Here is an 11968-nt window from a genome sequence, read left to right on the forward strand (position 1 = left end):
TTCACTGGAACCGGCGCACGGCCAGGAACGACATCTGTCCGTCGGGGGCAAAACCGCACACACTCCTCACGATCCACGCCCCCGAGACCTTGAAACCGACCCCGATGCTAAACGACTTTCCGGACAGGTCCGGACGTCATAACCAGCCATCGGCATCACAAGGCGCCGGCACGACCGGCCACCGACTCCCTCGCCCCGCCCAGCATCCGCCCGGCATCCGCGCGGCATCCGCACGGCACCTGTCACCCGGCTCACCCGGCCAGCGCCCGCCGCAGCCGCTCGCCGTCGACCTTCCAGAAGGTGTGCTGCTCCCCGTCCACGAGCACAACCGGAATCTGCTCCCAGTACTCCTGGTGCAGCGCCTCGTCCTCGGTGATGTCCTTCTTCTCCCATGCGACGCCGAGCTCGCCGCACACCCGCGCCACCACGGCCTCGGCGTCCTCGCACAGATGGCACCCCGGCTTGCCGATCAGCGTGACCAGCCGGTCCCCAGGCGCCTTCGTCGCCTTCGCCACCTTCGTCGACCTACGAAAAATCGGGCTCATGCCCCCAGCTTCCTACGCGCCGCACGCGCGCGGCGAACGCCCCACTGTGACCAGCACGACACAGCGAGTTGACGGGTTCGAATCCTTGCATTCACGGGAGAACCGAACAGAGTGGCTATGCTCGACGGCATGGCCACTCTGGGTTGGCTCCATCCCCGTAGGCGCTTCGCCACCGCGCGCAGCGTCCTCGCAGGCGAGGCCTCGGCGGAGGCCGCGCGCAAGTCGTCGCAGGAGCTGGAGGAACTCGCCGGGACCGCAGCGATCGCGGCCGGCGCCGCGCCGACCGAGCCGGAGGCCCCCGCCTTCCCGGTCCCGGGCGACGACAAGGCCGCCGCCTTCTTCGACCTCGACAACACCGTGCTGCAGGGCGCCGCGCTCTTCTACTTCGGCCGCGGCCTGTACAAGCGGAAGTTCTTCCAGCGCCGCGAGCTCACCCGGTTCATCTGGCAGCAGGCCTGGTTCCGGCTCGCGGGCGAGGACCCCGAGCACCTCCAGGACGCCCGCGAGAGCGCCCTGTCCATCGTCAAGGGCCACCGCGTCGCCGAGCTGATCTCCATCGGCGAAGCGGTGTACGACGACTACCTGGCCGAGCGCATCTGGTCCGGCACCCGCGCCCTCGCCCAGGCCCACATCGACGCGGGCCAGAAGGTCTGGCTGGTCACGGCCGCCCCCGTCGAGATGGCCACGATCATCGCCCGCCGCCTCGGCCTCACCGGCGCCCTCGGCACGGTCGCCGAGTCGGTGCACGGCGTCTACACCGGCAGGCTCGTCGGCGAACCCCTGCACGGCCCCGCCAAGGCCGAGGCCGTCCGCGCCCTGGCCGCCGCCGAGGGCCTCGACCTCGCCCGCTGCGCCGCGTACAGCGACTCCCACAACGACATCCCGATGCTGTCGCTCGTCGGCCACCCGTACGCGATCAACCCCGACGCCAAGCTGCGCAAGTACGCCCGCGCCCGCGACTGGCGGCTGCGGGACTACCGCACCGGGCTCAAGGCGGCCAAGGTCGGCATCCCCGCGGCGGCCGGCGTGGGCGCGCTGGCCGGGGGGACGGCCGCCGCGATCGCCCTGCACCGGAGTCGTCGGACCCCGTAGTCGCCGGGCGCCGCGGATCGGCCTGCGGCCTCGTCCTCAATCACCGGACGGGCTCGACATACGTATACGTACCGTCACCGCCGAGGGGCGCGGGTCCTTTCACCAGGGCCCGCGCCCCTCGGCGTGTGCGAACACGGCGGGCAATCGTTCTCTCTTACCCGCCACGCCCCCCGCCAGTCCCGTTCGTTCAACTCGGCCACAACACGCCCCGCGCCGAACCCGAATGCGCGCTAATCCGATCAACAACCGTTCAATAAACGGTGCTTGACCGACCGCTGATCGGTAACAGAAGCGACGTAATCGATGATTTGAGCAACTGGGTGTAGCGCTGCCTGTACGAAGCGTTATTCTCCTCAGACGCATAACGGACTGTGCGCGTCGCTACGACGGGTGAACGGTCCCGTACTGCACGTGATGGAAGCTCTGCCTCTGGGAGTCCCGTGTACCCACACGTCGGGGTTGACGCCTCGGGCCTGGCTACGCTGCGCGCAACGGTCCTCGACCGCCTGCGCGGCTTCGTCCCCACCGCGTATGCCGTCCCCGCCTTCGCCGTCCCGGTCCCCGCCGGACCGGCCTACGCCCTGGCGGACGGCGGTGCCGCCGTCAGCAGACGAGCGCGCTCCGGCGCCGCCGCATCCGCCACCACCGTCCGCCGCCCCGCCGCGGACAGCGACAGCGCCCGCATGATGGACCTCGTCGAACGCGCCCAGGCGGGCGAGTCCGACGCCTTCGGCTGCCTCTACGACCAGTACAGCGACACGGTCTACCGCTACATCTACTACCGAGTCGGCGGCAAGGCGACCGCCGAGGACCTCACCAGCGAGACCTTTCTGCGCGCCCTGCGCAGGATCGGCACCTTCACCTGGCAGGGCCGCGACTTCGGCGCCTGGCTGGTCACCATCGCCCGCAACCTGGTCGCCGACCACTTCAAGTCGAGCCGCTTCCGGCTCGAAGTGACCACCGGCGAAATGCTCGACGCGAACGAGGTCGAGCGCAGCCCCGAGGACTCGGTCCTCGAATCCCTGTCCAACGCCGCCCTGCTCGACGCCGTCCGCCGCCTCAACCCCCAGCAGCAGGAGTGCGTGACGCTCCGCTTCCTCCAGGGCCTCTCGGTCGCCGAGACCGCCCGCGTCATGGGCAAGAACGAGGGCGCGATCAAAACCCTTCAGTACCGAGCGGTCCGCACCCTCGCCCGACTGCTCCCGGACGACGCCCGCTGACCCGCCCACCAGGGCGCCCCGACTACGCCGGGCGACGGCCAACTCACCGTCCGTGGCGGCCAGATGGCCGTCACGGCGCTTTCTCATTCTTTCGCGGTCCGATCATCCTCCGTCCGTAACCCAAGTGCCGCGACGCTCGTTGTGCGAGATGCAGGCTCCCTGTGTTCGCATCCTGACCTTCCCCACGCCCTTAATGAGCGGGGGAGGCCCCACTCGCTCACTCGATCGTGTGGAAGCGCTCAGGAACATGCAACCCTCAGGACCCCCTGGGGAGTCGACCGTCATGACGAGAGGAGGTGCCGCCAGTGATCGCTAACGTATCGGCCCACCGGCGGGCGAACGCCTTCGCCCAGGCCCTGGACGAGCACTCCGGCCAGGACCCGGCGGCTGAGCAGCCCGAAGATCCCGCCGTACCCGCGGCGGCCGTCCGCGCCGAATCCACGGCGCCCGGACCGGCCGGACCCGACCGGATGCTGGCGCTCGCCGACAGCCTCGCCCAGCTCCCCAAACCCGAGCTGGACCCCGAGGTCAAAGTGGTCCAGCGGGCCCAGTTGGTCGCGGCCATGGAAGCCATGCTGGCCGAGGGCACGACCGGCGACGGCGCCGCCGTGCCGCGCCAGCGCTCCCGCAAGGGCGCCCACCGGGCCCTGCGCAAGCTCAAGCCGCGCACCCGCCTGTCCAAGGGCATCGCCGCCGGCGGACTCACCGTGGGCGTGGCCGCGGGAGCCTTCGGCGGCATCGCCGCCGCCAGCAACGACGCCCTGCCCGGCGACTCGCTGTACGGCCTCAAGCGCGGCATGGAAGACCTCAAGCTCGGCATGGCGGACAACGACGTCGACCGCGGCCAGATCTACCTCGACCAGGCCTCGACCCGCCTGCACGAGGCCCGCCGCCTGATGGAGCGCGCCCGCTCCGGCGAGCTCGACCACGAATCCGTCAGCGAGATCCGCCGCGCCCTCTCCGGCATGCGCCACGACGCCGCCGAAGGCCACCGCCTCCTCCACGAGGCATACGCACGCGACGGCTCCCTCGGCCCCATCCAGGCCCTGTCCGCCTTCGCCCAGGCCCATCGCGGCAGCTGGAGCGCCCTGCGCGAACAACTGCCCGTACAGCTGGGTGACGTGGGCGAAGAGGTCAGCTCGGTCTTCGACGCGATGGAGCAGGAGGTCAGCCCGCTGCGCTCCCTCCTGCCCAGCCACCGCGACAAGAGCCGCACCCAGGACGACCGCCCCCGCACCGGCTCCCCCACCGCGCCGCACCGGGACCGCCCCTCCCCCCACACCTCGGGCGACTCCCCCCACGAGCGCACCCCCAGCGGAAAGCCCAAGTCACCCTCCCCCGCCCACCGGGAGAACGAAGGCCTCCTCCCCGGCGTGACCGACGGCGTCCTGAACCCACCCACGAACCACCCACCCGCGGCCCCCTCCCAGGGCACCCCCCAGGAAACCCCCAAGAAGAACCCCACCCCCGGAAAACCGGAAGTAACCCTCCCACCCCTACTCCCCGGCCTGATCCCGGAGTTGGGAATCGAGGGCGAAGACACCAAGTGAAAACCCGGCCGGGCTGGAGCATCCAGCCCGGCCATTTCAGCCCGTCCGGCGTTTGAGGACGAGGCGCGAAGCGCCGGAAAGAAGGGGTCCTAGGGGCGGAGCCCCTAGTTTCGGGAAGGGGCGGGCCAGGGGCGCCCCCGCGAGGCCCCACCCACCCGCACAAGAACACCCACCCTCAGAAGAACACAGACCTCCGCTGCACCAACAACTTGTACAGCGTGTGCTGAATCTGCTCCCGCACCTGATCCGTCAGATTGAACATCAGCATCGGATCCTCCGCCGCCTCCGGCGGATACCCATCCGTAGGAATGGCCTCCCCGAACTGAATGGTCCACTTCGTGGGCAGCGGCACCACCCCCAAAGGCCCCAGCCAAGGAAACGTAGGGGTCAACGGAAAGTACGGAATCCCAAGCACCCGAGCCAACGTCTTCGCGTTGCCGATCATCGGGTAGATCTCCTCGGCCCCCACGATGGAGCACGGCACGATCGGCGACCCGGTCCGCAGCGCCGTGGACACGAACCCACCCCGCCCGAACCGCTGCAACTTGTACCGCTCCCCGAACGGCTTCCCGATCCCCTTGAACCCCTCGGGCATCACCCCGACGAGCTCACCCCGCTCGAGCAGCGCCCCCGCGTCCTCCGCACACGCCAACGTGTGCCCGGCCTTGCGAGCCAGCTCGTTGACGACGGGCAGCATGAACACCAAGTCCGCGGCGAGCAGCCGCAGATGCCGCCCCTGCGGATGGTGGTCGTGCACGGCGACCTGCATCATCAGGCCGTCCCACGGCAGCGTCCCCGAGTGGTTGGCGACGATCAGCGCACCGCCGTCGCTCGGGATGTTCTCGATGCCCTTGACCTCGACGCGGAAGTACTTGTCGTAGATGGGCCGCAGCACCGACATCAGGACCTGGTCGGTGAGCTCCTTGTCGTACCCAAAGTCGTCGACCTCGTACTCACCCGTGAGCCGCCGCCGCAGAAACGCCAGGCCACCGGCGATCCGCCGGTCCCAGCCGCCCCCGCCGCCGCCCCGCGCCTCGGGCCCGGCCGCCGCGGCGGCAGGCACATCGCGCCCGTCGGCACGGGCACCGTCACCGCTCGAGCGACGCCCCGCCGGAACCTCCGCACGCTCCGCGCCTCCCGCACCCGCCGGGTCCGCAACCGCACCGGCCGAAGCGGCACTGCCCGCAGCAGCACCGCCCGAAGAGGTGCCCTCCGCATCGGAAGCGCCGCCGTCGCGCCGGTCCGGCACCGGCCTGACCTCCCGCACCTTCGCCGCGTCCCCCTTGCGGCGCGGCCCCGGCCTGCGGCGCGGCGGCCGCTGGCCGGCCCCACGCGACCGGTCGTCGTCGAACGGAATGACCTTGGCGTCCGCCATCGTTGACGATCTCCTCAGTTGGCGCTGTGGTGGGCACTGCTGCCGGCTCCGCGGTCGGCGTCCTCGCCGCCACTTCTCGTACCGCCGCCCGCGAACGGCAGCGCCGCGACCTTGTCGACGGCCGCCGCGAGCGCCCCCGGGGGCAGCAGGCCCGGGCCCCGGCTGCGTACGAAGTCCGCGAAAGCCTCCGCGGTCGTGTACTTGGGCTTGAAACCCAGTGTCTCGCGCATCTGCCGGGTGGCCACGACCCGGCCGTGCGTGAGCAGCCGGATCTGCTCGGGTGAGAAGTCCGTGACGCCGAGCGTGCGCAGTGCGGTCCCCACCCAGGTCACGGCGGGCAGCAGGACGGGCAGCGTGGGGCGGCCGAGGCGCCGCGCGCACTGCGAGAGCAGCAGCAGACCGTCACCGGCGATGTTGAACGTGCCGCTGTTGAGCGTCCCGCGCTCCGGATCGTGCGAGGCGAGCCGCAGCACCTCGATCGCGTCGTCCTCGTGGACGAACTGCAGGCGCGGATCGTAGCCGAGCACCGTCGGCAGGACGGGCAGCGAGAAGTACTCGGCGAGCGGCGAATCCGCCGCCGGACCAAGGATGTTCGCGAACCGAAGCACGCACACCGCGACATCGGGACGGCGGCGCGCGAAGCCGCGTACGTACCCCTCGACCTCCACGGTGTCCTTGGCGAAGCCGCCGCTCGGCAGCGACTTGGGCGGCGTGGTCTCCCTGAACACCGCGGGGTCGCGCGGCGCGGAGCCGTACACGTTGGTGCTCGACTTCACCACCAGGCGCTTCACCATCGGCGACTTCTGGCAGGCGCCGAGCAGCTGCATCGTGCCGATGACGTTGGTCTCCTTGACCGAGCCGCGGCTGCCGCCGGCGAGCGCGGTGCCCGCGACGTCCATGTGGACGACCGTGTCCACGGCGTGCTCGGCGAGCAGCCGCGTGATCGCCGGCTGCCGGATGTCGGCCTGGACGAAGTCGGCGCCGCCCAGATGGTGCTCGGGTGGCACCGCGTCGACGGCGACCACCCGGTCGACCTCGGGATCGCGCTGAACGCGCCGGACGAACCTGCCGCCTAGCTGCCGGGCCACCCCGGTCACGAGCACGACCTTGCCCAAGATCAGCGCCGCCTTTCCCCAGCCCCGCGTTGCTCCCAGCCTGCTTCTCACCGGTACATCTGTGGCCCACGCTAGCGGGTTGATGTTGCGCTGTGATGACCGCGGCCCGGGCGAAGTGACGACGGCCACACGCCCCCGTAAAGATCAAGCCGTTCGCCCGGCTTTGAACATTTGAACCCGCTATGACCTTGGCTTATGCGGCGGCCTACGCGACCGCTGGGCACCGCCGCGGAACCGGACGGGTGCCCCCTGAACCGCCCCCGGGAACACCGAAGCCCTCCCGCCGGGCGGCGGGAGGGCTTCAGTACGTACAGCGGCGCGCTCGCGCCAGCTATCGCTTACTTCTTGTTGCGACGCTGGACGCGCGTGCGCTTCAGCAGCTTGCGGTGCTTCTTCTTCGCCATCCGCTTGCGCCGCTTCTTGATAACAGAGCCCACGACTACCCTCGCTCACTTCTCGGATCACCCCCGCGTCAGCGGGGATATTGGTGCGGGGCGTCTGGGCCCACACGACCTACGTCGGCCTAGCCTACCCGCCCATTCGCCGAGCCTGTAATCGAGGAACGTCGATCAGGCTGTCTCCACCCCCACATAAGAGTCGCGAAGGTACTCGTGAACCGCGTTCTCCGGGACCCGGAAGGACCTTCCGACCCGGATTGCGGGCAGATGACCGCTGTGCACCAGCCGGTACACGGTCATCTTCGAGACTCGCATCACCGCGGCGACCTCCGCCACGGTCAGGAACGCAACCTCGCTGAGAGGCCTCTGGTCAGCAGCCATGACACACCTGAACCTTCCGCACATGACGCGCACCGGCTTCCCCTTCCGGTGACTCCTCGTCGCTGTGCGCTCACTCCCCAGAGTAGGGGCGGGTGATGCGAGTGGGGAAGAGGAGCTGCCATCGGCCGTTTACTGTGACAGACACGCTCGATTGAGTACATAGCGAGTAAGCGGTCGGTAGTAATCAGACCGCACAGCGTCATCAAGCGGAACGACCACGGACACCCGCCCCTCGGCCTCTCCGACGAACAGCGCCGGATCGTCCGTATCCGCCAGACCGATCGCCTCAAACCCCAGCTGACCTGCTCCGCAGACCCAGCCGTGGTCCCCGATGACCAGCTCGGGCAGGGGTCCGCCGGACTCGGCCTGGACCGCCAGAGCCCTTCGAACCGGGAGTGGTGAATGGCTGTGCGCGCCGGTCTCACTCCCGGTGGGACGCACGCCGGGTTCGCGCACCAGCGCGACACCTTGTACGTAGTCAAGGTTGTACGTGCGTAGGCCGAACCGGGTCGTTATGTCGACACGGCAACCCTGCGCAGGGGTGAGGACCTGGCATCCGGCCGCCGACAAGGCGTCCGCCAAGGCGGCGTAGAAGCCAAGGAGCCGATGCGGATGGCCGGTCCCGAGCAGCACGGGAACCCTACGCCGGGCCGCGTCCTGGAGCCGCTCGGCGAAGGCGTCGAGCCCGGCGACGGTCCGCTCCGGGTCGATGACATCGGCCCCCGTGGTGTGCCGGGGATCGGCCGAGACGCCGCACTTGTCCGCCATGAGCCGCAGCAAGTCCCCGGCGCCCCACGTCCATTCGGGATCGAGGCCGAGCAGTATCCGCGGATCCCGGGCGGCGAAGAGCCGGTAACTCCGCAGGCTCTCCTCCCGCGAGGTGGCCACAGGCCCAGCAAGCCGGGCTGCCAGCAAATGCGCACGCAACGCTCCGGTGCTCAACACGCCCCGATGCTGCCGCACCCCCACACAAGAATCCCTGAAAACCCCAAAAACACCCCACAGTTGGGCTAACACCCCCACATCTTCAGCCAGCCCACCCGGCAAGCCCGTAGCCCGTCCGGCGTTTGAGGACGAGCGCGCAGCGCGGAAAGAAGGGGTCCTAGGGGCGGAGCCCCTAGTTTCGGGAAGGGGCGGGCCTGGGGCGCCCCGCGAAGGTCCCACCTAAGCCAACAACCCCCGCAACGGAAACACAGCCCTCCGCACCCCCAACACGGCCTGATCCACCCGATCCGAGGGGTCGTACCCCTCCTCCCACCCCCGCCACCCCACAGGCCACCGCCCATCCGTCATCCGCCCAGGGGCGAGCCCCCGCGTACGGGCGAACACCTCCCGCCGCCACCCCTCAGGCGTCGCGGCCGACGGCTCGATCTCCCGCCCCGCCGCCACCGCGACCAGATGCGTCCAGGACCGCGGCACCACGTCCACCACGGCATATCCACCACCGCCCAGCGCGACCCACCGCCCCTCCGCGTACTCGTGCGCCAGCTCATGGCAGGCGATCTGCACCGCCCGCTGCGCGTCCAACGACACCGCGAGATGCGCCAACGGGTCCTCGAAGTGCGTATCGGCCCCGTGCTGCGTGACGAGGACCTGCGGCCGGAACTCGGCGAGCAGCTCCGGCACCACGGCGTGAAAGGCGCGAACCCATCCCTCGTCCCCGGTCCCCGCGGGCAGCGCCAGATTCACCGCGCTGCCCGGCGCACTCTCGGCCCCGGTCTCCTCGGGCCACCCGGTGCCGGGGAACAAGGTCCGGGGATGCTCGTGCAGCGAGATCGTCAGGACCCGTGGGTCTTCCCAGAACGTGGCCTGCACCCCGTCCCCGTGATGCACGTCCACGTCCACATAGGCGACCCGCTCGACCCCCAACTCCAGGAGCCTGGCGATCGCCAGCGAGGCGTCGTTGTAAATGCAGAACCCCGCCGCCGAGCCGGGCATCGCATGGTGCAGCCCGCCCGCGAAGTTCACCACGTGCAGCGCGTCCCCGCGCCACACCGCCTCGGCAGCACCGACCGACTGCCCGGCGATCAATGCCGACACCTCGTGCATGCGGGCGAAGGCCGGGTCGTCCGCCGTGCCGAGCCCGTACTCCGCGCGCGCCGACGCCGGGTCGGCGGAGGCCGCCTTCACCGCCGCCACGTAGTCCTCGCGGTGCACGAGGCCGAGCGTCGACTCACCGGCAGGCTTCGCCGCGACCACGTCGATGTCGCGGTCGAGCCCGAAGGCGCCGATCAAACTCCGGGTCAGCGCGAGCCGGACCGGGTCCATGGGGTGCTCTGGACCGAAGTCATAGCCCGTTACTGCCTCGTCCCACATCAGCTGTGCGCGGCCGCTCATGCTCGTCACCGTATCGGTCCGGTCCGGGGGCGAACGACCGGGCGTACCACAGCGTCACAAGCACCAACACCAGGGGAACGACCATGGCCCCGCGATAGTTCCACGCATCCCCGAGTCCGCCCACCAATGGCGAACCGATCAGGAATCCCACGTAGTTGAAGACATTGAGCCGCGCCACGGCCGTGTCCGAGTCCCCGGGGAACAGCCGGCCCCCCGCCGCGAACGTCTGCGGCACGATCACACAGAGCCCGAGCCCGAGCAGCGTGAACCCGGCAATCCCCACCCATGCCCCAGGAGCCACCGCCACCACACCGAACCCCAGGGCCCCGACGACGGCCCCGCCCCGCACCACGGCCACCGCCCCGAACCGCCTCACCCCCTGATCCCCAACGGCCCGCCCCACCAGGGTCATCACCATGTAGACGTTGTACGGAACGGTCGACACCTGCTCCGAACTCCCCAGCACGTCCTGCAGATACTTCGCGCTCCAGTTGGCCACCGTCGAATCCCCGATGTACGCGAAGGTCATCACGAGACACAGCGGCAACAGCGCCTTGAAGACCACGCCCCCACCGTCACGGGCACGCCGCTCCCCGCCCTCGCCGTCGCTGACATCGGAGTCGACGTACCCCCAACTCCCCACGAACACCGCGGGCAACAGGACGACGACCACCGGCAGATACGACACGAACAACGGCAGATCCCAGTGCGCCCCCGCCCAGGCGAGCGACGCCCCCACGATCCCGCCCAGGCTGTACGCGGCGTGGAAACCGAGCATGATGCTGCGCCCGTACGCCCGCTGCAGACTCACTCCGAGCATGTTCATGGAGGCGTCGAGCGCACCGACCGCGATGCCGAACGCCCCCAGCGCGACCGCGAGTTCCCACATCGCGTTCCCAGCCCCGGCCCCGAGCAGCGCGAGCAGCACCACCGGCTGCGACCACCGCAGCACCCGGCTCGGCCGCACCTTCTTGACCAGCCGCTCGGTTCCTACGCTCCCCACGCCGGCCAGGATCGGCACGGCGGCCAGGAAGACGGGCAACAGGCCGTCGGATATCCCGTACCTGTCCTGCAGCGCGGGTATCCGCGTCACCAGGAGCGCGAACGTGACGCCCTGCGCCAGGAAGCTGAACGCGAGCGCGGCCCTGCCACGCCGCAGCGTCTGTGTCATGGCTGGGTAGCGTACGACCCCGCTCTACCCGTGGGTAGATGGATCACACCAACAGATCGGGCAATTCCCGCAGGTCCTGGAAGAGCCGGGTGGCTCCCTGGAGCCGCTCGGCCGGCGTCATGGCCGTGTATCCGTAGACGTCCATCCCCGCCGCCACAGCGGCCTGTACTCCCAGCGGGCTGTCCTCGACGACGGCACACCGCTCCGGCGCGACACCCATGCGCTCCGCGGCATGCAGAAAGAGATCAGGCGCCGGCTTCCCCCGTCCGACGTCCTGCGAGCTGAACACCCGCTCTTCGGTAAACCATTTGTCGAGCCCGGTCTTCCGGTGACCCACCCGAATCCGCTCATGGCTCCCGGAGGAGGCCAGACAGTAGGCGACCCCGTCCGCGGTCAGCTTCTCCAGTACGTCGAATGCCCCCGCCATCGGCTCGAGCTCCCGCTCGAACGCGGCGAAGACCCGCTCATGAAAGACCGCGTCGAAATCCTCGGGCAACCGCTGCCCCGACCGTTCGAGGACGATGTCGTGTACGCGGTGGAGCGCGGCGCCCATATAGGTCCGCACGGAGTCCTCGTACGAAGTGGGGTGGCCGAGCTCGGTCAGGTACGCGGCGAGGATGGTGTTGGAGAGCGGCTCGCTGTCCACCAGGACACCGTCGTTGTCGAAGATGATCAGGTCGTATCGCATGACTCGACCCTAAACGCAGAAAACCCCCGCATCGTAAGATGCGGGGGTTTTCCCTTAAATTTAGTTCGGCGGCGTCCTACTCTCCCACAGGGTCCC

12 protein-coding genes are annotated in these 11968 nt (G+C 69.8%); 3 read left to right on the top strand and 9 right to left on the bottom strand.

The features are described 5' to 3' along the window. Window positions 1-251: 251 nt before the first annotated feature. Complete coding sequence (locus tag ACFWZ5_RS33735) at window positions 252-545, bottom strand: glutaredoxin family protein (RefSeq protein ID WP_384796418.1); 294 nt, start codon at window positions 543-545, stop codon at window positions 252-254. Between the two features lie 129 nt (window positions 546-674). On the opposite strand from ACFWZ5_RS33735, the gene ACFWZ5_RS33740 reads away from it, so the two are divergent. The 3 genes from ACFWZ5_RS33740 (at window position 675) to ACFWZ5_RS33750 (ending at window position 4407) form a co-directional block, all read left to right on the top strand. After that, window positions 675-1637: an HAD family hydrolase gene (locus ACFWZ5_RS33740; RefSeq protein ID WP_384796416.1), complete on the top strand. Its 963-nt coding sequence runs from the start codon at window positions 675-677 to the stop codon at window positions 1635-1637. 440 nt (window positions 1638-2077) lie between these two features. After that, the gene (locus ACFWZ5_RS33745; RefSeq protein WP_384796414.1) at window positions 2078-2857 is read left to right on the top strand and encodes an ECF subfamily RNA polymerase sigma factor, BldN family; all 780 of its coding nucleotides are present in this window, start codon (window positions 2078-2080) and stop codon (window positions 2855-2857) included. Window positions 2858-3162: 305 nt separating this feature from the next. Continuing rightward, window positions 3163-4407, top strand: a complete 1245-nt coding sequence (locus ACFWZ5_RS33750; RefSeq protein ID WP_384796412.1) for a DUF5667 domain-containing protein — start codon at window positions 3163-3165, stop codon at window positions 4405-4407. Window positions 4408-4582: 175 nt separating this feature from the next. Here ACFWZ5_RS33750 and ACFWZ5_RS33755 read toward each other — a convergent pair whose 3' ends face one another. The 8 genes from ACFWZ5_RS33755 to ACFWZ5_RS33790 form a co-directional block, all read right to left on the bottom strand. Continuing rightward, a complete protein-coding gene (locus tag ACFWZ5_RS33755; protein WP_384796410.1) occupies window positions 4583-5782 on the bottom strand; it encodes a lysophospholipid acyltransferase family protein in 1200 nt (399 codons plus the stop codon). Between the two features lie 14 nt (window positions 5783-5796). Then, window positions 5797-6897: an NAD-dependent epimerase/dehydratase family protein gene (locus tag ACFWZ5_RS33760; protein ID WP_384796408.1), complete on the bottom strand. Its 1101-nt coding sequence runs from the start codon at window positions 6895-6897 to the stop codon at window positions 5797-5799. A gap of 338 nt (window positions 6898-7235) precedes the next feature. Next, window positions 7236-7334 carry a 30S ribosomal protein bS22 gene (locus ACFWZ5_RS33765; protein WP_003948845.1) on the bottom strand — a complete coding sequence of 33 codons (99 nt, stop codon included), beginning with the start codon at window positions 7332-7334 and terminating at the stop codon, window positions 7236-7238. A gap of 132 nt (window positions 7335-7466) precedes the next feature. Beyond that, window positions 7467-7676 carry a helix-turn-helix domain-containing protein gene (locus tag ACFWZ5_RS33770; protein ID WP_157164103.1) on the bottom strand — a complete coding sequence of 70 codons (210 nt, stop codon included), beginning with the start codon at window positions 7674-7676 and terminating at the stop codon, window positions 7467-7469. Window positions 7677-7805: 129 nt separating this feature from the next. Beyond that, window positions 7806-8621, bottom strand: coding sequence for a phosphatase (locus ACFWZ5_RS33775; protein WP_384796406.1), 816 nt, complete (start codon window positions 8619-8621; stop codon window positions 7806-7808). 219 nt (window positions 8622-8840) lie between these two features. Then, window positions 8841-10013, bottom strand: coding sequence for an acetoin utilization protein AcuC (locus ACFWZ5_RS33780; RefSeq protein ID WP_384796404.1), 1173 nt, complete (start codon window positions 10011-10013; stop codon window positions 8841-8843). Then, window positions 9964-11184 carry an MFS transporter gene (locus ACFWZ5_RS33785; RefSeq protein ID WP_384796402.1) on the bottom strand — a complete coding sequence of 407 codons (1221 nt, stop codon included), beginning with the start codon at window positions 11182-11184 and terminating at the stop codon, window positions 9964-9966. Before ACFWZ5_RS33785 ends, ACFWZ5_RS33780 begins: the two co-directional genes overlap by 50 nt. A 43-nt stretch (window positions 11185-11227) precedes the next feature. After that, a complete protein-coding gene (locus tag ACFWZ5_RS33790) occupies window positions 11228-11872 on the bottom strand; it encodes an HAD family hydrolase (RefSeq protein WP_384796400.1) in 645 nt (214 codons plus the stop codon). Window positions 11873-11968: the final 96 nt, after the last annotated feature.

It is taken from the genome of Streptomyces sp. NPDC059003 (assembly GCF_042740445.1).
Taxonomy (GTDB): domain Bacteria; phylum Actinomycetota; class Actinomycetes; order Streptomycetales; family Streptomycetaceae; genus Streptomyces.